16 protein-coding genes are annotated in these 20,200 nt (G+C 68.1%); 5 read left to right on the plus strand and 11 right to left on the minus strand.

Annotated elements, in window-relative coordinates:
- Positions 1–26: 26 nt before the first annotated feature.
- The gene (locus tag V3W46_RS10490; RefSeq protein ID WP_331783056.1) at positions 27–599 is read left to right on the plus strand and encodes a TetR family transcriptional regulator; all 573 of its coding nucleotides are present in this window, start codon (positions 27–29) and stop codon (positions 597–599) included.
- Positions 600–1,143: 544 nt separating this feature from the next.
- Here V3W46_RS10490 and V3W46_RS10495 read toward each other — a convergent pair.
- Positions 1,144–1,530 (minus strand): MerR family transcriptional regulator, encoded by a 387-nt coding sequence (locus V3W46_RS10495; protein WP_331783057.1) that lies wholly within the window; start codon positions 1,528–1,530, stop codon positions 1,144–1,146.
- Positions 1,531–1,619: 89 nt separating this feature from the next.
- Between V3W46_RS10495 and V3W46_RS10500 the strand changes: the two genes are divergently transcribed.
- Together V3W46_RS10500 and V3W46_RS10505 are read left to right on the plus strand one after the other, a co-directional pair.
- Complete coding sequence (locus tag V3W46_RS10500; RefSeq protein ID WP_331783058.1) at positions 1,620–2,528, plus strand: NAD-dependent epimerase/dehydratase family protein; 909 nt, start codon at positions 1,620–1,622, stop codon at positions 2,526–2,528.
- A 112-nt stretch (positions 2,529–2,640) separates the two neighbouring features.
- The gene (locus V3W46_RS10505) at positions 2,641–4,083 is read left to right on the plus strand and encodes an alpha/beta hydrolase family protein (RefSeq protein WP_331783059.1); all 1,443 of its coding nucleotides are present in this window, start codon (positions 2,641–2,643) and stop codon (positions 4,081–4,083) included.
- Positions 4,084–4,092: 9 nt separating this feature from the next.
- On the opposite strand, the gene V3W46_RS10510 is transcribed toward V3W46_RS10505, so the two are convergent.
- Positions 4,093–6,021, minus strand: coding sequence for a potassium transporter Kup (locus V3W46_RS10510; RefSeq protein ID WP_331783060.1), 1,929 nt, complete (start codon positions 6,019–6,021; stop codon positions 4,093–4,095).
- 216 nt (positions 6,022–6,237) lie between these two features.
- Positions 6,238–7,176, minus strand: a complete 939-nt coding sequence (locus V3W46_RS10515; RefSeq protein ID WP_331783061.1) for an LLM class F420-dependent oxidoreductase — start codon at positions 7,174–7,176, stop codon at positions 6,238–6,240.
- Positions 7,177–7,363: 187 nt separating this feature from the next.
- Between V3W46_RS10515 and V3W46_RS10520 the strand changes: the two genes are divergently transcribed.
- Entirely contained in the window at positions 7,364–8,878 is a 1,515-nt protein-coding gene (locus V3W46_RS10520; protein ID WP_331783062.1) for an aldehyde dehydrogenase family protein, read from the plus strand.
- Between the two features lie 85 nt (positions 8,879–8,963).
- Here the strand turns inward: V3W46_RS10520 and V3W46_RS10525 are convergent, their stop codons facing one another.
- From V3W46_RS10525 to V3W46_RS10550, 6 genes are all read right to left on the minus strand, one after another.
- The gene (locus tag V3W46_RS10525) at positions 8,964–9,530 is read right to left on the minus strand and encodes an ASCH domain-containing protein (protein WP_331783063.1); all 567 of its coding nucleotides are present in this window, start codon (positions 9,528–9,530) and stop codon (positions 8,964–8,966) included.
- Complete coding sequence (locus V3W46_RS10530; RefSeq protein WP_331783064.1) at positions 9,527–10,849, minus strand: amidohydrolase family protein; 1,323 nt, start codon at positions 10,847–10,849, stop codon at positions 9,527–9,529. The genes V3W46_RS10525 and V3W46_RS10530 overlap by 4 nt, the downstream gene beginning before the upstream one ends.
- A gap of 50 nt (positions 10,850–10,899) precedes the next feature.
- Positions 10,900–12,309, minus strand: coding sequence for an FAD-binding oxidoreductase (locus V3W46_RS10535; RefSeq protein ID WP_331783065.1), 1,410 nt, complete (start codon positions 12,307–12,309; stop codon positions 10,900–10,902).
- A 167-nt stretch (positions 12,310–12,476) separates the two neighbouring features.
- Positions 12,477–15,794, minus strand: a complete 3,318-nt coding sequence (locus V3W46_RS10540) for a BTAD domain-containing putative transcriptional regulator (RefSeq protein ID WP_331783066.1) — start codon at positions 15,792–15,794, stop codon at positions 12,477–12,479.
- Between the two features lie 92 nt (positions 15,795–15,886).
- Complete coding sequence (locus V3W46_RS10545; RefSeq protein WP_331783067.1) at positions 15,887–16,777, minus strand: DUF4349 domain-containing protein; 891 nt, start codon at positions 16,775–16,777, stop codon at positions 15,887–15,889.
- Between the two features lie 165 nt (positions 16,778–16,942).
- Complete coding sequence (locus V3W46_RS10550) at positions 16,943–18,193, minus strand: GNAT family N-acetyltransferase (RefSeq protein ID WP_331783068.1); 1,251 nt, start codon at positions 18,191–18,193, stop codon at positions 16,943–16,945.
- A 149-nt stretch (positions 18,194–18,342) separates the two neighbouring features.
- On the opposite strand from V3W46_RS10550, the gene V3W46_RS10555 reads away from it, so the two are divergent.
- On the plus strand, positions 18,343–18,903 hold the full coding sequence (locus V3W46_RS10555; RefSeq protein ID WP_331783069.1) for a hypothetical protein: 561 nt from the start codon (positions 18,343–18,345) through the stop codon (positions 18,901–18,903).
- A gap of 434 nt (positions 18,904–19,337) precedes the next feature.
- Here V3W46_RS10555 and V3W46_RS10560 read toward each other — a convergent pair whose 3' ends face one another.
- Both V3W46_RS10560 and V3W46_RS10565 read right to left on the minus strand, forming a co-directional pair.
- A complete protein-coding gene (locus V3W46_RS10560; RefSeq protein WP_331783070.1) occupies positions 19,338–19,565 on the minus strand; it encodes a hypothetical protein in 228 nt (75 codons plus the stop codon).
- 79 nt (positions 19,566–19,644) lie between these two features.
- Positions 19,645–20,200: DNA/RNA helicase domain-containing protein (locus V3W46_RS10565; protein WP_331783071.1), on the minus strand; the 556-nt coding region annotated here is incomplete at its 5' end.

Below are 20,200 nucleotides of genomic sequence, written 5' to 3' on the forward strand. Positions count from 1 at the left end.
CTGCAGAGAGATTGTAGACTGGGCTCATGGGACGATGGCTACCGGATGCGCACGGCCGCCTCGCGAGCGCCGCGCTCGAGCTGTACTCCGAGCGCGGGTTCGAGCAGACCACTGCGCTCGAGATCGCCGAGCGGGCCGGCGTGACCGAGCGCACGTTCTTCCGGTACTTCGCCGACAAGCGGGAAGTGCTGTTCCAGGGCTCGCAAGAACTGCAGCGCATCATCCTCGAGACCATCGCAGACGCCCCCGACGACATGCGCCCCATCGACATGGTCGTCGCCTCGTTGGAGAAGGTGGGCGCACAGGTGTTCGATCGCACCCATTCGATTCGCCGGGCGGCGATCATCGCGGCGAACCCCGCCCTGCAGGAGCGCGAGCTGCTCAAGTTCTCGACGCTGAGCGCCGCCATCGCCGAGGCGCTGCGCGAACGCGGCGTGCCCGACCCCTCGGCGACCCTCGCCGCCGAGACCGGCGTCACCATCTTCAAGATCGGCTTCGAGTCGTGGATCGCGGGCACGCCCTCAGACGACTGGGTCGAGTGCATCCGCGAGACCGTGGCGCAGCTGCGCCTGGTCACCCCCAGCGCCATCTCCGGCTAGCGCCCCAGCAGGAGAAGGGCGACGCGGCCTCAGGAGAGTTAACATCCGCAAGGCCGCGTCGTGGCACAGCCGGATGGAGAACTGTTCCTAGCAGCTCTGAACCGAGAGATGCGCCCGGCAAGCTTCTGCAACCCGAATTGCACGAAGCTGCCCCCACCACGATCCTAGTAAGTTGTCGCGCATCGTCACAGTTCTACGTGCGGCACACGTCTGTGTACCGCGCACTTCTCCGCATGGCACACTTCTTCGTACGGCACGCTGCCCTGTTCGGGGATGCCCAGTTCTGGGGAATGTGCGGCACACCCTCTCGCACGTATGTTTACTAGTGCAACCCGGATTGCAGGTTGTTCCGTACACCCGAGTTCCTAGCGACGGTGTGACCGGAACTCCCACGTGGGCTGGAAGTGGCGCGACGCCCCCCGGTCGCGCTTTCCAGACGCCCCTGGTGGGCGGGCCACTGCAGTGATCCGCCCACCGCCCGGCATCGTCGGGTGCCACGGCGACCGATGCGAATCGCAGGTCGACCAGCGGTGTCGATCGCGACTCAGGCGGCCGACGCACGTTCGATGAATGCCGTGAGTGTGCGGCTCGTCGCCCCCAGCTGCCGAGCCTTGGCATCCATGTCGTCACGGATGCTCGCCATGCGAGCCACGACGGTCGAGCAGTCGCCCGCGCTCGCGCCGGTCGCCCCGGTCGCCCCGGCCGCGGCGCTGGCCCCGCTCGCATCGCACGACAGCACCTCGCCGATCAACGAGGTCGGGAACCCGAGGTCGAGCAGCATCCGGATGGTGCGCACCGTGCCCACCGTGTCTTCTGAGTACTCGCGGTAGCCGTTGCTGCGCCGCGTCGTGCTGATCAGGCCGATCTGTTCGTAGTAACGCAGTGACCGCGCGCTCGCTCGGGTGCTCTGACTCAGCTCGCCGATTCGCATTCGCGTCGCCCTCCGCTTGACCTTGACACTGATGTCACAGTTTAGCCTGAGCGAGTCGCGGCGATGGGCGCCGCAGAACCAGGAGCGTCATGAAGGTCTTCATCGTCGGTGCAACGGGCTACCTCGGCTCGGTGATCGTGCAGAGACTCGTCGGCGCCGGTCACAGCGTCACCGCCCTCTCGCGGTCAGACGCGAGCGACGCCACACTGCTGGCCGCCATAGCGACTCCGGTGCGCGGCTCACTGGCCGACACCGAAACCCTCACCACCGCCGCATCGCGGGCCGACGCCGTCGTCTACGCCGCCTCCGACTACGCCGCCACCGAGCAGTCGATGCAGGTCGAGCTCGCGGCCGTGGCCGCTCTCGTCGACGGAGCCGGCCGCGCCGCGCGCGGAAAGCCCGTGATCTACACCTCGACCGGCCTGGTGTACGGCCCCGACGCCTCCCCCGCCGACACCGACGAGAGCGCCGCACTGCCCGAGATCAGCGCCCAGCCCGTGAAAGTAGCCGCCGAACGCATCGTTCTCGGCTCGGCTGAGATCACGGGCATCAGCGTGCGGGCCGGCCTGATCTTCGGCCGCGGCGGAACCGTGCTGCTCACCGGCCTCATCGCCGCCGCCCGCGCCCACGGTGTGGCGACCTACATCGACGAGGGCGCGAACACCTGGCTGCCCGTTCACGTGGACGACCTCGCCGACCTGTATCTCCGTGCGCTCGAGCATCCGGTCGGGGGCGCCTTCAACGCGGTCGGCGACGTTCCGTTCTCGTTCAGAGAGCTCGCCGAGGCGATCGGCGAGCTCACGGGCGCGGCCGTCGTCTCCATTCCTCTCTCGGTCGCCGAGCAGAGCATGGGCCCCGCCGCGACGACCCTCACGTCGACCAGTTCCCTCAGCGCTGCGAAGGCGAAGGCGACGTTCGGGTGGGCGCCCGCAGATCGGTCTCTCATCGACGACGTGCGGCACGGCTCGTATGCGGCGCCCGCCGCTCACGCCGACTGAGACAGTGGATGCCCGGGGTCGACGATGGCGTCGAGTTCAGACTCTTGCCAAGCTGGTGTCGTGCATCCGCTGCACCCCGCCAGCGCGACCGTCACCGCAGAGGAGTACCGCCATGCCCCACGACTCCACCCCGCACCTGCCCGTCTTCTCGGCGAACCCCGACTACGACTTCGAGATTCGAACGGTGCTGGGTCACAGCCCCGAGGGGGCATCCGACCCCGGTGAGGTGCTCGCGGCAACCGCCGGCATCGCGAAGGGCGACCACCGGGCGTGGTTCGCAGCGTGGCTGGCCCTGGCCGAGCGCACCCTCGAGACGGCGGATGCCGCGGCCTCCGCCGCGCACCGTGTCAGTGCCGCCGGAGCGTACCTGCGGGCATCCGCGTACTTCGGTGTGGCGGTGAACGCCGTCAGCGCGCTCGACGACACAGCCGTGCTGGCCCCGACGTTCGCGAAGCAGCGCGCGGCGTGGGAGTCGTTCGTCGACCATGCTGCGGTCGACGTCGAGCGGGTCGCAATTCCCTATGAAGGCACGACCCTGCCGGGGTTCTTCTTTCGCCCCACTGCCCCGGCCGACGTCGCCGTGGGCACTCCCCGCGCCGACCCCGCCGTAGGCGCCGCCTCCGCCGGCACCGCCCCTGCCGACCCCGCCGTAGGCATCACCGTGGGCACCACCGTGGGCACCACCACCGGCACCACCGCAGCCACCCCCGGCAAGACCCTCGTCGCCGTCAACGGCAGCGACGGCTCCCTCGCCGCCCTCTGGGCGAGCTGCGTCTCGGCGGCGCTCAAGCGCGGTTACGCCGTGCTGGTCTTCGACGGCCCCGGCCAGCAATCGCAGCTGTTCGACCAGAACGTGCCGTTCCGGCCCGACTGGGAGAACGTGCTGACGCCGGTGTTCGACTTCGTGGCGGCCCTGCCCGCCGTCGACCCCACTCGCATCGCCGTCTACGGCATCAGCCAGGGCGGCTTCTGGGTTGCGCGCGCCCTCACCGCCGAGCACCGGTTCGCGGCCGCCATCGCCGACCCCGGAGTCGTCGACGTGTCCGCCTCGTGGACGGCGCACATTCCAAAGGGCCTGGTGAAGCTCCTCGACGAGAACCAGAACGAGAAGTTCGTCCGAGACATGCGCCTCGGCATGAAATTCTCCCCCGACACCGCACGCACCTGGACCTTTCGCGCCCGCCCCTATGGCACGTCGGGCTACGCCGAGACCCTCGAGGCGGTGCGCCGATACACGCTCACAGACCGCGCCGCGCAGATCACGACACCCCTGCTCATCACCGACCCCGAGAGCGAACAGTTCTGGCCGGGGCAGTCGCAGCGGCTGGCCGACCTCACGCCCGGCATCTCTACGCTCATCCACTTCACCGCCGCCGAGGGCGCGAGCGAGCACTGCCAGCCGCTCGCCCGCACCCTCACGGCCGAGCGCATGTTCGACTGGCTCGACGACAGGCTGGCGGCCCCGACCGAGACACTCGCAGACCCGGCCGAGGCCGGGCTCGCGGGCCACACCGCACCCCACACCGCACCCCAGACCTCGACCGGCACCCCCTGAGCCTCAGCCTCAGATGTCGATGTCGCTGCCCATCGTCACCGTGCGACTGGCCGGCAACCCGAACCGCGCCGCAGGGTTGGCGGCGTTCTGCGCGAGGGCCGCGAACAGGCTCTTGCGCCACGCCACCATTCCGGGCGCCCGCGTCGTGCGAATCGCCCCCCGCGACACGAAGTACGACGCCGTGTCGAGCTGCTTGGGTTTGAGGTCGAGCACGTCGAGCGCGCACGCCTTTCGCAGGGCGCGCGGGATGTTCGGGGTGTCAGAGAAGCCGAAACGCACCTTCACGTGGTCGATGCCGTCGTCGGAGTACCCGAGGTCGTTGTACTCGAACGCCTCCCTCGGGTCGATGTGCGGCACGTTCTCGATCACCACGGTCACGATGATCACCCGCTTGTGAATCACATCGTTGCGGTCGACGTTCGCCCGCAACGCCAGCGGGGTCGAATCGCGGTTCGGGTGCAGGAAGACGGCGATGCCGGGCACCCGCAGCACCTTGCGGTCGCGCACCTCCTTCACGAATGCGGGCAGCGAACCCTCCTTCTTGACCCGGCCCTGGATCACCAGCTCGCGGCCCCGTCGCCAGGTCGTCATGACGACGATCACGGCGAACGCGACGATCAGCGGAACCCAGCCGCCGTGCAGGATCTTCGACAGGTTGGCGCTCAGGAACGTCAGTTCGAGCCCGCCGAAGACCAGGGCGGCAGCCCCGATCTTGAGCGGCCCCCAGCCCCACAGGCGTGGAGCGACGAGCAGCAGCAGCACCGTGTCGACGACGAGGGCACCGGTCACCGAGACCCCGTAGGCGGTGGCCAGGGCCGCGGATGACCGGAACACCAGCATCACCGTCATGACACCGACGAACAGCAGCGCATTCACCGCCGGCAGGTACACCTGGCCGCCCTCGTGCTCTGAGGTGTGCCGCACGGTGAGCGGCGGCAGCAGGCCCAGCTGCACGGCCTGGCGCGTCAGCGAGAAGGCTCCTGAGATCACGGCCTGGCTCGCGATCACCGTCGCCGCCGTCGCGAGGATGACCATCGGCAGCCGTGCCCAGTCGGGGAAGAGCAGGAAGAACGGATTCGCCCGCGACGACGGGTCTTGCAGAATCAGCGCCGCCTGGCCCAAGTAGTTCAGCACCAGGGCGGGAAACACCACGAAGAACCAGGCCCGGCGAATCGGCGGCCGGCCGAAGTGCCCCATGTCGGCGTACAACGCCTCGGCTCCGGTGATGACCAGCACCACGGCTCCCATCGCGACGAACGCGATCACCGGATGCGCGGCGATGAACACCACCGCATACGTCGGCGACAGGCCCACCAGCACACTGGGGTGCTGCACGACCATCACCAGCCCCGCGAGGGCGATCACGACGAACCAGAGCACCATGACGGGCCCGAAGAACCGGCCCACCCGGGCGGTGCCGAAACGCTGGAACGCGAACAGCCCGGTCAGAATCACCGCCGCGATCGGTACGACCAGGTGCGCCAGCCCCGGCACTGCGACCTGCAGGCCTTCGACGGCCGAGAGCACACTGATGGCGGGAGTGATGAGCGAGTCGCCGTAGAACAGCGACACCCCGACGATGCCGATGATCAGCAGCAGCCCGGCCTTGCCGGCGGTCTTGGAGTACAGCCGCTGTGCGAGGGCCGCCAGGGCCATCACGCCGCCCTCGCCACCGTTGTCGGCGCGCATCAGAATCGTGACGTACTTGATCGACACCACGATCGTGATCGCCCAGAACATCAGCGAGATGACACCGAACACGTCGTCGGGCGTGGCCTGCACGGCCCCGTCGTCGATGCTGAACACTGTCTGCAGCGAATAGAGCGGGCTCGTGCCGATGTCGCCGAACACCACGCCCAGCGCGGCGACCGCGAGCCCCGCCGCACCGACCTTCACCGGCCGGGCGCCGACCTTCGCCGTTCGGGTCGCTGACACCATGTGGGCCACCTCTCGCAGTGCTGAAACCCCAACCTTCGCCGCGCGCAGACGTCGCGATCCCCGCCGTGCCGACTACACCTTCATTGGCCGAAGAGATGAACCGATCAAGCAGACCATGAGGATTCTACGTCGCCCCAGATGGCGCCGAGCGCATCCCCGAGATACAGAGCAAACTCTGAACTTCGTGTCGCACCGGGCGTCGCGCACCCCCGCTGGTCAGGAACGCACGAGCGGAGCCAGCGCCTCACCGAGAGCCGTCACGACTCCGGGTACATGACCGTTGACCGGCGCGTTCACGACGACGCCGTCGACACCGGCATCCAGAATCTCGCTCTGCACCCGCTCGGCGATGGTGTCGGCCGTACCGACCAGCGCGCGACCGCGCCGCTCCTCGGGCAGGGCCTGCAGAATCGCGTCGGCCTCGGCCTGCGTCTCGACGATCGCCGCGCTGGCCAGGTAGCTGGTCTTGAGCGTCGCGGGGTCGCGGTCGATCTCTTCGGCGCGCTGCTTCAACACCTCGAGCTTGTGCGGCAGGTCTTCGATGGCGCAGATGATGTTCATGTGGTCGGCGTAGCGGGCCGCGAGCCGGAACGTCTTCTTCTCACCCTGCCCGCCCAGCATGATCGGGATGCTCTCGCGGTAGCGCGGCACATTCATCGCGCCGTGCGCCCGGTACCACGTGCCCGTCACGTCGGGCCGCTCGTCGCGCAGCATGGGGTGGATGATCTGCAGAGCCTCATCGAGCTTCTCGAACCGCTCGGTGAACGTGTCGAAGTCGAACCCGAGCTGGTCGTGCTCCAGTTCGAACCACCCCGCGCCGAGCCCGAGGATGGCGCGGCCGTGGCTGATGACGTCGAGCGTGGTGACCGTCTTGGCGAGCAGTGTCGGATTGCGGTAGGTGTTGCCCGTCACGAGTGCGCTCAGCTGGATCGTGCTGGTCGACGCGGCCAGGGCGGCGAGCGTCGAGTACGCCTCGAGCATCGGCTGGTCGGGGGTGCCGATGCCGGGCAGCTGGTAGAAGTGGTCCATCACGAGAACGGTGTCGAACCCGCTGGCTTCGGCGTCTCGCGCCTGCGCCACCACGGTGTCGAACAGGGTCTCGACGCCCCCCGGGTAGGTGAAGTTGGGAATCTGGTAGCCGAGCGAGATCGTCATGGTGCCTACGCTACTCTCGAGGGCCCGCCCTCGGCGCGACGGCGGCAGAACCGATCAGCGCCGATGCGCGATCAACTCCAGCCAGCGGCGGGGTGCCGCGACCCGGCGCCCGACGTAAGCTTCATATCGTCGGCGTTGACCTACCATGCACCGCCGGCAGACGACACACAGAGAGGTGAGTTGCAACATGACAGATGTAACCGAGGCCGAAACGAGAGCGTCGACCGCTCCTGTGCGAACGGGGCTGTACATCGGCGGTGAGGTACGCGAGACGGCCGAGGTGCTGTCGATCGCAGACCCGGCGAAGCCGGGCACCATCGTCGGCGAAGCAGCCTCTGCGTCGCCCGCCGACGTCGCCGATGCAGTCGCCGCGGCCAAGGCGGCCTTCCCGGCGTGGTCGGCCCTGACCGGGCCCGAGCGGGCCGCGAAGATGGCCGAGGCCATCGCCGGCATCGCCGACGACCGAGACGACGACGCCGCGATCCTCTCGCAGGAGAACGGCAAGGTGCGGTTCGAGGCCTGGGTCGATGCGCTGGTGTTCGACATCCGCTGGCAGCTCGCGCTGATGCACGCCGACGAGGTCGACCAGGGCAAGACCCTTCCGGTGATCCCCGGCGCGATCCCCGTCGAGACGGTCGTGTCGTACCAGGCGCTCGGAGTCGTGACCGTGATCGTGCCGTTCAACTGGCCCATCGCCATTCTCGGTGCGGCGCTCCCCCACGCCCTGCTCGCGGGCAACACGGCGATCGTCAAGCCGCCGCCCTCGGCGCCGCTGGCCACGGCCCGTCTCGTGCAGCGCGTCGCCGAGAAGCTGCCGCCCGGAGTGCTCAACGTCGTGACCGGTAGAGACGAGAACATGGGCGGGCTCATCCAGAACCCCGACATCGCGAAGGTGTGCTTCACCGGCAGCGTCAACGGCGGCAAGCGCATCATGGAGATGGCCTCGAAGACGCTCACCCGCGTCACCCTCGAGCTCGGTGGCAACGACGCGGCGATCTTCCTCGACGACGCGATCATCGACGACACCCACCTCGACCGGCTGTTCGCCGCCGTGTACGACACCACCGGCCAGATCTGCATGAACGCCAAGCGCATCTACGTGCACCGCTCGCGCCAAGACGAGCTGGTGGCGGGCCTCGAGGCACGCCTCAACAAGGTCGTACTCGGCTACGGCCTCGACGAGGGCACCACGATGGGCCCGCTGCACCAGCCGGCCCAGAAGGCGTTCGTCGAAGAGATCATCCAAGAGGCGAAGGATGCCGGAGCAGACGTTCGCGAGTACGGCGACCTGCCGGGTGGTGACCTCGCCGGCGGCAACTTCCTGCGCCCGGCCCTCGTGGTGAACCCCGACCCGTCACTGCGCGTCGTCACGCAGGAGCAGTTCGGGCCGGTCATCCCGGTCATCGCCTTCGACACCGAAGACGAGGCCGTCGCCCTGGCCAACGACACCTGGAGCGGTCTGTGCGGTTCGGTCTGGACGAGCAGCCCCGAGTCGGCGACCCGGGTCGGCTCGCAGCTCGTCTGCGGCTACGTCTGGGTCAACGACCACGGCGCCACCCGTCTCGACCTGCGGGCTCCGTTCGGCGGCATGAAGCAGTCGGGCATCGGCCGGGAGCAGGGCATCGAGGGCGTGCGTTCCTTCCAGGACACGCGATCCATCGCGACCATCGACCCGGAGGCGCTCGCGGCCATGGCGCACTGACACGAGCTGCGGTTGCCCCCGACGTCCGCCTTCTCGTTCGCCGGGGTAGGGCGCCGACCGCATCGCACTGCCCACCTCGGTGTGCCTACAAGACTCGGTGCCGGGCTGGCAGCTGCAGACCGCCACGATCACCAACACCGGCACCAGCGTCGGCGAGGTGCGGCGGCCAGACGACGGTGAACTCCTCGAAGGTCAGTTCGAGCTCTGGCGAGAACGTCTCGCCGCGGGTGGCGAGCACGCGACGGAAGTACCGTTCGTGCTCCCGCAGCCACGACTCGAGGGTGCCGTCGTCTTCGCCCTCAGCATGGGCGAAGGCCTCGTCTGCCGCAGAATACGGCGCCAACCGGATGCGGTGGGTGCGCAGGATGACGCGCGGGCGGCCAGAGCCGTCGCACGAGATGAGGTGCGCTCCCACCCGGGGCAGCGGCTCGCCGTCGACCAGGTACTGCGAGACGAGCTCGGCAGTGGCGCGCTTGCGACCCGACTCGACGAGTTCGACGAGTTCGTCGGCCAGGTCGACGTGGTCGCCGAAGAAGTGCACCACATAGTCGGGGCCCGCGGCGGCCCAGTCAGGATGGGCCGCCGCATAGTCAGCCCAGAGGGCGGCCGCGGCCGCGCGGTCGGGCGGCGGTAGCGGCGTGCGCGCGGTCATGAGTTCTGGAGCGCGTGCACTGGCGCCAGCAGGTGGTTGCGCGAGTCGACGATGAGCTCCTGCGCCTCCGCGACGTCGATGTCGACCAGTCGTCCGTGCCGTTTGCGCAGCTGCCCGGCGACGAACACCGTGTCGACGTTCGAACTCGTGGCGAACGCCGTGACGGTGGCCAGGGCATCCGTCGCCGGAAAGGTGTTCACCTCGTCGGCGCGAATCAGCACGATATCGGCCTGCTTGCCCGGCGTGAGCGAGCCGACCGTATCGGCCAGACCGGCGTTCTTCGCGCCGCCCAAGGTCGCGAATTCGAGCAGCTGCGCGGCAGACAGCTGTTGAGCCTCGGTTTCACCGGCGACCTGGCGCCGGAACACTTCGCTGCGGTGCCGACTGTTCAGATTCTGCATCTCGGCGAACATGCTGAGGCCGTAAGTGATCTCGTTGTCACCGCTCAGGCCCACCGGAATGCTGCGGCAGAGGGCTCGATCGATGGGTGGGATGGTCGTGCCGAGGCCGAACGCCGCATCCGACCGCGGGGCCATGTTGACGGCCGCGCCACTGCCGGCGATCTGATCCCAGACCCGCTCCGACAGGTCGTAGCCGTGATTGAAGGCGTGCCGGCCGGTCAGCAGCCCGCGGGCCTCGAGGTCGTCGAAGATCTCGCCGAGCCCGGGCGTATGCGTGCCGAGTTCGGTAGACACCCATAACCCCTCGTCGTTCGCGAACTGCCAGAGTTCGGCCGACGGGTTCACCTCGTACAGCCGAAGGGTCATCAGCGGCCCCTCGAATTCGTCGCGCAACGCCGGCACGATGCCGGGAATGTGGTCGAACGAAGCGCCGAACGGTGCACCCACGGCGTGCACGCCCCGGATGCCCGCGTCGACGAAGGCCCGAATGGCCGCCCTCGACAGCTCAGGTGAACGCGAGTTGTGCGAGTTGTCGATGACGGTGGTGATTCCGGCATCGAGAGCCACGAGGGCGGTCGCGAGCGTTCCGGCGTAGTTGTCTTCCGGCCGGTAACGCGGCCCGATGCCGAACGCCGTGATGCCGAGGTACGCGCCGAAGTCGGCCTGCGGGTCGATGCCGCGCAACTGGCCCTCCCACGCGTGAACGTGGGAGTCGACGAAACCCGGGATGGCGATCATCCGGTCAGCGTCGATGACGGTGGCGGCCGGCCCGGCCTGATCGGTGAGGTCGCGGTCGACGGCCAGAATGCGGTCACCCTCGATGAGGATGTCGCCGCGAGGCAGGGTGCCGACCACGGGGTCGACAGAGAGGATGCTCGCACCTCGTATCAGGGTGCGAAGCGGGTTGTTCGTGATCATGATGCTCTCCAGAGAGTGAGTGGGTTGTTGAGTGGGGGTTCGGGTGGTGATCAGAGCGCGGCGGCCGCACGCACGGCGCGCGACTCCGGCAGCACCCCGTAAGGGTCATGCGCCCCGGCGAGACGCACGAGACGCGCGAGCGTCGGGGCGTCGTACCGCCTGGCGATACGGGCGGGTGCGAGGCTGGCACCGAAGTTCGCCAGGCATCGTCCCGTGCCCCAGGGCGCCACGGCCGAGGTGATGCGGGTGGCGCTCTCGAGCACCGCCGTCACGGTGGCCGGAATCGCGATACCGATGGTCAGCAGCGAATACGCCGCATCCCGGTGGCTGACCGCGCTGTCGCGCGAGGTGCCTGCGCTGGTCGCGGCATCCGTCGCTGCGATGGCACCGCCGAGCTGGCGGAGTTCCACGATGATCTGCGGGCAGTCGGCGTCCGGCCCGGCCGCGTCGAGCAGGGCGGCGATGGCGTCGTCGGGCAGCGAGTCGATCAGCACACTGGTTTCGTGGATGGGCATCGGGTCGACCGGGTCGCTGTGAATGGCACCCAGGGCGCTGTACGGCACGACGCCGCTTCCGCCCAGGATGACCGGGGCGACGCCGCGCATCGGCTCGAGTACCGCCTCGGCCTCGGCCGCGTCGCCCACGAACGCGTACCGCACCGCGACCGTGCAGCGCCCCGCGATCGGTTCGGGAACCCCGGGCATCTCGGGCAGGCGCATAATGGCGAGCGAGGTCGACGCCTGGTCTGACAGGCCCGCGCCCCAGGTGCGCCAGCGTTCGACCACGGCACGGGCATCCGTCCCGTCGAAGAAGTAGCAGCCGCCGTAGAACTCAGCAAGTTCGATGAGCCGCAGTTCGACAGCGGTGACGATGCCCAGTGCGCCTTTGCCGCCGCGCAGGCCCCAGAAGAGCTCCGGATGCTCGTCGGCGGTCACTCGCAGCATCTCGCCGCGGCCGGTGACCACCTCGAAGGCCGACACGTAGTCAGAGGCGAATCCGAATGTTCGGGCCACCGGGCCGAGGCCGCCACCGGTGAGGTAGCCGACCACGCCGACGAGGGGTGACGAGCCGGCCAGCGGGGCGAGGCCGTGCGGGGCGGCCGCGTCGAGCACCGCCTGCCACCGCACGCCCGCGCCGATTCGGGCGGTGTGGTCAGAGCGGATGTCGAGTTCGTCGAGCCGGCCGGTGTGCACCAGCAGGGTGGGGCGGGTGTGCAGCACCGCGCCGTGGCCGGTGGCCTGAACCGCAACATCGAAGCCGTTGTCTGCCGCGAAGGTCACGACAGTGGCGACGTCGTCGGCGTCGGCCACCTCGATCACGGCGGCGGGCGTCTGTACGACGGCGACGTTGAAGGGGGTCGCCAGCCGGGCGAAGTCGGGGTCGCCGGCGGCCAGCACGCGGCCCGAAATGCCGCGAGCAAGGGTGCTGAGAGAGTCGGTGTCGACGGGGGTGATGGTCATGGTGAGGCTCCTTGTGAGGTGGATGCCCGGCGGGATGCCGGTCGATGCACCTACTCTGAGGCGAGGGCCTTTCCTGGCGCCTCCGCGAACCTTTCACAGACCTTTCACGCTGATTGCACGCTGATTGCGCGCTGATTGCACGCTGATTGCACGCCGTTCGAACGGGATCAGCGCAGGGTGAAGTGCGGCTCCTGCCCGAGCCCGTCTCGCACCCTCCGCACGAGTTGGTCGGCCCGATCCGCGTGCCGCGCCGCAGCTGCTTCGTCGCCACTGGCCCGCGCGAGCCGGGCGAGCAGCGCGTCGTAGGGCCCGAGTACGGCACTGGCGGTTCCGACCATCGCCATGCCGCCCTGCTGGGGCACGAGTCTGTCGTAGAGCGCGCGTGTGGTCGGCAGGTTCAGCAGCAGGGCCGCCTCGGCGGCTTGCGTCCATTCCCAGTCGCTCGCCCAGTGCAGAAACGGACCGTCGACACCGAGTCCCCACCTGGAAATGTGCCGCCGGGCATCCGTCACCTCGCCGACCTCCGCCATCGCCACGACGGCGGGCCAGCGGAAGATGCGGTTCGTGTCGTGCATGGCGCTGTCGACGAGATCGGGCAGAACAGCGTCGAGGCGACCGGTGAGACGACCGATCTGCAGCCGTTGCACGATCGATGTGAACTCGGCTCCCCAGAGCGTTGTTCGACGAAACATCGACAGCTCCTGATCGATGTCCTCCTCTGCCGCCGCCAGGTCTCCGCGCACGATGGCCATGCCGGCCAGCGAGCACGCGAGCTGACCTTCGAGTTCGGGCAAGCCGAGGCGGGGCACGAGCCATCCGGCCCGGTCGAAGTCGGCGACACCGGCGGCCACGTCGCCGCGCTGCACCTGGAGGTAGCCGCGCTGGATCAGCGCCACTGCCTCTGTCGCGGGCGGAATCTGCGCGAGCTGCAGCGTCTCGCGCGCCGCGCTCAGCCGTAACGCCTCGCGCCCCGGAAAGAATGACGCGACCATCAGATTGTTGAGGGTGCGCGACAGCACCGAATCGTCGCCCGTGGTTCGTGCGAGGTCGACCGCCGCCGCGGCGACGTTCACGCACTCGTCGGGGTCGCCCGCGAAGTAGAGTTCGACGGCCAGGGTGCCGAGCAGCAGCGCCCGCTCTGCCTGTGACTCCGGGGCCGCGCTGAGCTGGCGCAGTTCTGCGACGACGTCGCCGTCGACCTCGCCGAAGTGCCGCCAGTTCCACAGCGTCGGGCTGCCGAGCAGCAGCAGCGTGCGCCGCAGCAGGTCGGTCTGGCCGATGCGACGCGCGGTGCTGATCGCCTGCCGAACGCTCTCTGAAGCACCCTCGACATCGCCCGAGAACCGCCGTTCGGCGGCGAGTTTGATGAGCACGTCCCAGCGCGTCTCACGTGAGGAGTCCCCGGCCGGCAGCAGCTGCAGCGCCCGTGAGCGGTGCAACGCGGCCTGATCGAAGGCGAGCCGAGACAGCGCAGAATCCGCGGCCGCCATGCACGCGACGAAGGCTCGCTCAGACGGCGCTCCACCGGCCGCCTCGAAGAGATTGTCGGCGAGTTCTTCGACGTGCGCCGCGAGGTCTTCGCCGTGCACCACCTCGATGGCGCCGGCGAGCGCCGCGTGCATCCGTGCCCGTTGCACCAACGGCACCGATTCGACGATCGCGTCGCGCACCAGGTCGTGGGCGAACGTCAGCGCGCCCGATTCCGTCACCAGCAGCCCGTCGTCGAGGGCCGGCTGCAGTGCCTGGCGCGCCTCGAGCGGCGAGAGCCCCAGACTGCGGCCGACCACGGCAACGTCGATGATGCGCGCCGCGACCGCGGCCGACCGCAGAATGGCGACGGTCGTCTCGGTGAACACCGAGAGCCGCTGCACCAGCAGCTCAGACACCGTCGACGGCACCCGGCCGACACCGGCGAGCAGCAGCTCGCCGAGATAGAACGGATTGCCGCCCGACCGCAGCAACAGCTGCGCCGCCGGCTCGGCGGCACCGGCGCGCTTCGCCACCTCCTGCACCTCGATCAGGGAGAATGGGCGTAAAACAGCCCGCGTCACACCGTCTTCGCGCGCGAGCGCACCCAGAGCGCTGTCGAGCGACGCGGTTCGACTGCTGCCCGTGCGCGCGGTGAGCACCAGAACCAGCGGTCGCCCGCGCACCCGCTGCGCCAACAGCAGCAGAACCTGAAGCGACCCCTCATCGGCCCACTGCACGTCGTCGAGCACCAGCAGCACCGGTTCGTGTTCGCTCGCTGCCAGCACACGACCGGCGATCGATTCGGCGAGCCGGAAGCGCGAGGTGACATCTCCGGCCTCATCGGCCAGTTCCCGGATGATCGCCGAACCTGCGCTCCGCTCGCGGTCGGCCACGGCCGAGAGCTCGCCGAGCGCCTGCTCCCACAGCCACAGCGGGGGCGTGCCGGGCCCGTCGCTCGCTCGGGCCCACACCACGGTCATCCCCCGCGCCCGGGCGAGCTCGGCCGCGAACCTGGCGAGCGCGCTCTTGCCGATACCCGGTTCGCCCTCGAGCACGATCACGCGACCGAGCACGTCGATGGCGTCGAGCAGCGCTGCCCGCTCAGCGCGGCGGCCCACCAGGGTGTCGTTGTCGTCGGATGCCCGTGGAGTCGTCTCGCGGGGCTGCGGGGCCGCGGTGGCGGCCGCGGCGACGGCCCGAGTCGGGTCACCCTGAGGCTCGTGGGCGGTGGGCGAGCTGGGCCGTGGCGAGACGGGCCGTGGCGAGTCGGGCGACGGCGAGTCGGCCCGCAGGATGCCCGTGTGCAACTCGCGCAGAGCGCCACTCGGGTCGAGGCCGAGCTCGTCGCGCATCTGCCGCCGGTACTCGTCGAAAGCGGCCACGGCGTCGGCGACGCGGTTGCGGGCCACGGCCGCCCTCATCACGACCGCGACCGCAGCTTCGTCGAGCGGATCGTCGGCGACGAGATCGCCGGCCAGGTCTGCGGCCTGCGCGACCTGGGCGGGGCCGCCGGAAGTCAGCAGCGCCTCCGCCAGCATGCGCCTGAGCTGGGTGTGTCTACCCCGCAGCCGGTTTCGTGCCCGCTCCAGTGCCGGCGTTTCGGTGGCACCCACGAACGGAGTGCCGCCCCACAACGCCAACGCCTCCCGCGCGACAGAGGCGACAGCATCCACCTCGCCGGCCGCGGCGTGCCGATCGGTCGCTGCTGCCAGCCGTTCGAACGCCGCCACGTCAGACGCCGCATTCGTCATCGTGTACCCGGGCGAGCGCGCATCGATGCTGATGGCTGCCGCCGACACCTGCTTACGCAGCCGAGAGACAGCCACGTGCAGCGCCGAGACCCCCGAGTCGGGCACGTCGTCGTTCCAGAGCTCACTCATGAGCTGCTCGCTCGACACCACCGACCCCCCGGCCAGCGCCAGCAGACAGAACAGGCTCGTAACCCGCCCCGGTTGCAGCGTCACCCCGCCCACAGCGACCGCGCCGAGGAGCTGCACCGGATGTTCAGCCGACACCGTCGCCCCCTCACCGAATCGTCAGGCTCGTCGTGGTGACGCCATAATATCGGCTCGCTTACACCTTGATCGGTGCGCGCCCCCGTGGCGTGTCAGGCTCCGGTCGAAGCGTTCCCGCGCCGCGTCTTGCGGCTGGCGAACCGCACGATCGCAATCACGATCAGCGCGAGCACAGCCACAATGACGAGCCAGGGCAGCGCAACGCCACAAGCGACGAGCGCTCCCGAGAGAGCTGCGACGACGGATGCCCACCCGATGCCGAGCCCGCTCCAGAAGTCTGACGGCGCCACCGTCGCGGCCGCTGGCGTGCCGCTGATGCCGAGTGTCAGCGAGGAATACTGCACCTGGTCGGTGATCGAAGCCTTTTGGGCGACGAGACTGTCGAGGTCTGCCTGGCGCGACGAGAGCGTCGATTCGAGAGCAATGAGGTCTGTCGTGTTGGTCGCCTTCGACATCAGGTCGAGCAGGCGGTTCACCGACGTCTGCAGAGCGGTGATGCGAGCATCCACGTCGTGCACCTGGCTTGTGACGTCGGTCGCCGAGATCGACAGCGACTCGACGGTTGCGAGTTTCTTCAGCGCCTCGATCGTCGAGCTGACGTTGGCGCTCGGCACGCGGAGCACGAGGTCTGCGCGCGCGTCATTCCGTTCACTAGCACTCTGCTGCGTGCGGTTGTCGACGTGTCCGCCGGCGGTCTCGACCAGGGCCACTGCCTGATCGGCGACGGCGGATGGATCATCCGCCGTCAAGGCGATCGATCCCGTCGTCACGACCTGCGTCTCGGGCAACAACGCGTCGGCCGCGGCGGAACCGGCGCCTGCCGCATCAGAGGCGCCACCGTTGGTGACCCCCGCGGGAGCTTGGGCCGACCCCACGGCACCGGAGCCCTCTGAGCTGCTCGATGAGCCTGACGACCCTGCCAAGCATCCGGAGAGCACAAGAACGGCTGCGACACCCACGATGACGAGAATCTTTCGCTTCATGGCTTTACGATAGGCAGCCTTCAGGTTGAGGTTGTGGAGTGTAACGGCGTTGTTATGCCATCTTTACCGCGCCGTTATGCCGCTCTGACGACCGATGAGCGCGGGGCTCCTCCTCCGAGCTGCCGCTCTCGGTGGCGGGGGCGGCGACAGCTCGGCATCGCTCCATCAGAAGTGAGTGGACCCGTACACCGACGCGACCGGCGCAAGCAGAGCGCGAAGGCGAAGCGCCGCGTTCGGAGTGTGTTCCGCGAGCTGCCCCGCCGCGGCGAGCGTCACCGCGTCGACACCGCCCAGGTAGAGCGAGCCGAGCGTCGGCGCCTCGACAGAGACGTCGGGTGCGGCTGAGTCGTCGCGAGTCACCGTCGCCCGACCATCCGCCACGGCGAGCCGGTACGTGCCGGTGGCGTAACCCAGAGCATCCGTCACCTGCAGAACCATCGACCCTGAACCCACATAGGCCCGCGCCTCGAATGCCGCCACGACGTCGAGTACGCGAATCCACAGCCAATCTTCGAGCCCCGTCAGCGCGAGCGAACGCCAGTCGGCAACCGCCCAGCGCAGCGGATCGTCGGCGGGCGCGACCTCCCACTCGATGCGTTCGACGAGGTCGACGGATGCGAGAAACTCCCACAGGCCCAGATACGCGTTGTCGTCTGCCGCCACCAGATCGATCACCTCGAGCGTGTGCGGCGCGGTATCCCATCCCTTGAACAGGTACGACACGTACCCGTCGACCTGCCCGGCCTCGTCGTAGTGCGCAGCCGCGTAGACGCCCGGGTTCGCGTCGTCTTTCTCGGTGGCCCCGCCCATGACACGGTTCCAGGTCGCGGCGTGCCGATCGACCGATCCGGGATGCGCCGCGTGGAAGGCCGCGAACGCCTTCGGGCCCAGGGTGGCGAGGTCGGCGGCCTCGATCAACTCGCACCGCCCGCGGGGTTCGACGAGCATCCGGAACCGCGTGTCAGTGGTGAGGGCGATGTGGCTGACCCAGGTTGCGACGCCGAAGCCGAACCGGCGGTAGATCGTGGCCTCCGACACCGTGAGGGCAGCAATTGCCATGCCCGCGGCGGCGGCCTCACGCAAATGATCGGTCATCATGCGCCGCAGAATGCCGTTGCGGCGGTGGGTGGGCCGCACGGTGACGTTGGAGACGAGGCTGACCGGCAGAAGCGTGTTCGGCCCGACGTTCAGGGTGCTCTCGAAGGCGGCAAACGTCGCCACCAGCTCGTCGCCGCGGTAAGCGCCGGTGAGCTGGCGCCGGTCTGTGACGAGATGGTCGGCCGTACGCGCGAGCTGTTCGTCGGTGGCTCGGCTGTCGTGAAAGCCGCGCCGCTCGGCCTGGATCCAGGTGTTCGTCGCCGGGTCGGCCGCCGCGGCGGGGAAGGTTCGGAAGCTGTAGTCGTCGGTGGAGCCCATAGTTCTAAGGTAGCGGGGCGCCCGCGTCGCGCGCCTCGGTCAATTGCCCTTTCATGGCACTCCTGGCCGCGTAGCATTCTAAATGATTTATCCTCAATCATGGACTAATACGACCTTAGGCCCTCGCCTCACCTCCCGAAAGACGAAACATGCCCTACGTCGCGTACGTCGACGAATCAGAACCCGATCAGTCCGTCGATCCGGGAACCTACATTCTCTGCGCCGCGATCATCGCCGTCGATGAACAAGACGAGCCTCGCAGAGTTATGCGCGGTCTCCGTCGACTGGATCTGCGAAAAGTGCATTGGCATGAGGAGTCCCCGCGCGGTCGCCAAGCGTTGATCGCCTCCGTTGCAGCATTGAAGGCCGAGCACTTGATTGTGGTTCGTTTGGGCGGCGCCGAGACAAGGAGCGAGCGCCGACGCCGACTCTGCCTCGAGCGACTCTGCTGCGAGCTCACTGAACTCGGAGTCGAGAATATCGTTCTCGAATCGCGTGGACCAGCTGACAAACTCGATCGGGCACTGGTCGACAGCCTTCGCGCAAAGAGGGTTCTGAGTTCGTCAGTGCGAATCGATCACGTTGCCGGGCCGGCCGAGCCGCTTCTCTGGATTGCCGACATCATGTGTGGGGCAGTCGCTCAAGACCGCCGCGGTAGGCCGGCCTACCTCGAGCAATTACGTTCAACGGTCACGATCGTGGAGATCTAGAACGCGCAAAACCCCGGGCCCCGCCACGCGAGATCTCCCAGGGTTCACTTTCGATTCCACCTCGATGGATCGACATAGATATTATCTCACACATTTCTGACGCAGCACAGTTTTGCTCCACCCGCGTAACACTCGGGCCCGAACGCAACCCAGTCTCCACGGCGGGCATGAAGAATTTGGCGAGGGGCTCGTGCCCCTTTCGCATGTCGACGGTGCGTAGTTCGCCCGCCCCACCGCAGACATCCTGAAACAAGTGCCGATGAACCGCGCGTAGCTGAACGAAATCGCCGGTGACAGAAATCGGACGCTCAGCCATTTGCGTCCGGCGGAATTCACTTAGATAGGCTTCGGCTGATCTCAGCGCCTCGTCATCCCGAAGGTCGAGCAGGTTTCGAAGTACACGTGAATGTGGATAGAGGTACGGGTCTACAAATTCAGACAAGACCGTAGCGGCCGAGAGTGCGGCGGCCCAGCTCATCGAAATCGATCGTGCCATCGACGTAGGCTGCGGCATCCGCGCGATACTCGGGAGACGAGGCGAGGCCCTCCATAGCCGAACTGTGGGCAGCTTCGCTCACGACCCTGGCGCGCCGACATCGCTCGGCAGCTGACGTGCTGGTCGTAGTAGTCACGGCGCCTCCTCGATCGATCAAGTTTACCATCGAGCCTGATTTCCTCTCTGAAGCGACCTTCGGAGAATTATGACGATACTTCAGAATACTACTTCGGCCGGAGTCTTATTCAAGCGGCAAAGGTTGGAATAAACCGTTTGAGGTACTCCCGCAGCCCCGCATCCTGCACGAACACGTACGTGCCCCGAATCCCCCGCGTCAGCAGCACCGCATACACATTGCGAACGAACCGCAGCAGATCGTCGTCGCTGTACACCACCCCGAGCTGACGGTTGTTCTCCTTACCCTTCGTATCGAAGTACGACCCCCGATCAACGAACAGTCGCCCAGCGACCGGGTCGTACCGCAGATCCCGCCCGATGATCACCCCGGCATAGTTGAGGTCGTACCCCTGCACCGTATGAATCGACCCGACCTCTTCAAGCGACCCCGGCGACGCGATCCAATCGGTCTGGGTGCTGTTCCACCGCAGCTGCGCCTCGTCGATCTCGATGTCGAACGCCGTCTTATCGGCCTTGGTCTTCCATTCCCACGCATAACCGGCGAGAAGACGCGAAAGGCCGACCTCAGCATCCCGAGCCCTGATTGCCGAACGCATGGCATGGGACTGCTGACGGTTTAGTTGACTCCTACCGTGTGAGAATTTTGTTCTCGCTGGAAGGATG

The sequence above is a fragment of the Subtercola sp. YIM 133946 genome, from assembly GCF_036553535.1.
GTDB lineage: Bacteria > Actinomycetota > Actinomycetes > Actinomycetales > Microbacteriaceae > Subtercola.

Excerpts from the sequence above, each read along its gene's own strand:
- V3W46_RS10515 (WP_331783061.1), bottom strand. The coding sequence starts at position 7,176 with ATGACGATCTCGCTCGGCTACCAGATTCCCAACTTCACCTACCCGGGG.
- V3W46_RS10495 (WP_331783057.1), bottom strand. The coding sequence starts at position 1,530 with ATGCGAATCGGCGAGCTGAGTCAGAGCACCCGAGCGAGCGCGCGGTCA.
- V3W46_RS10550 (WP_331783068.1), bottom strand. The coding sequence starts at position 18,193 with ATGGGCTCCACCGACGACTACAGCTTCCGAACCTTCCCCGCCGCGGCG.
- V3W46_RS10505 (WP_331783059.1), top strand. The coding sequence starts at position 2,641 with ATGCCCCACGACTCCACCCCGCACCTGCCCGTCTTCTCGGCGAACCCC.
- V3W46_RS10500 (WP_331783058.1), top strand. The coding sequence starts at position 1,620 with ATGAAGGTCTTCATCGTCGGTGCAACGGGCTACCTCGGCTCGGTGATC.
- V3W46_RS10530 (WP_331783064.1), bottom strand. The coding sequence starts at position 10,849 with ATGATCACGAACAACCCGCTTCGCACCCTGATACGAGGTGCGAGCATC.
- V3W46_RS10555 (WP_331783069.1), top strand. The coding sequence starts at position 18,343 with ATGCCCTACGTCGCGTACGTCGACGAATCAGAACCCGATCAGTCCGTC.
- V3W46_RS10525 (WP_331783063.1), bottom strand. The coding sequence starts at position 9,530 with ATGACCGCGCGCACGCCGCTACCGCCGCCCGACCGCGCGGCCGCGGCC.
- V3W46_RS10490 (WP_331783056.1), top strand. The coding sequence starts at position 27 with ATGGGACGATGGCTACCGGATGCGCACGGCCGCCTCGCGAGCGCCGCG.
- V3W46_RS10535 (WP_331783065.1), bottom strand. The coding sequence starts at position 12,309 with ATGACCATCACCCCCGTCGACACCGACTCTCTCAGCACCCTTGCTCGC.
- V3W46_RS10520 (WP_331783062.1), top strand. The coding sequence starts at position 7,364 with ATGACAGATGTAACCGAGGCCGAAACGAGAGCGTCGACCGCTCCTGTG.
- V3W46_RS10510 (WP_331783060.1), bottom strand. The coding sequence starts at position 6,021 with ATGGTGTCAGCGACCCGAACGGCGAAGGTCGGCGCCCGGCCGGTGAAG.
- V3W46_RS10545 (WP_331783067.1), bottom strand. The coding sequence starts at position 16,777 with ATGAAGCGAAAGATTCTCGTCATCGTGGGTGTCGCAGCCGTTCTTGTG.
- V3W46_RS10560 (WP_331783070.1), bottom strand. The coding sequence starts at position 19,565 with ATGGTAAACTTGATCGATCGAGGAGGCGCCGTGACTACTACGACCAGC.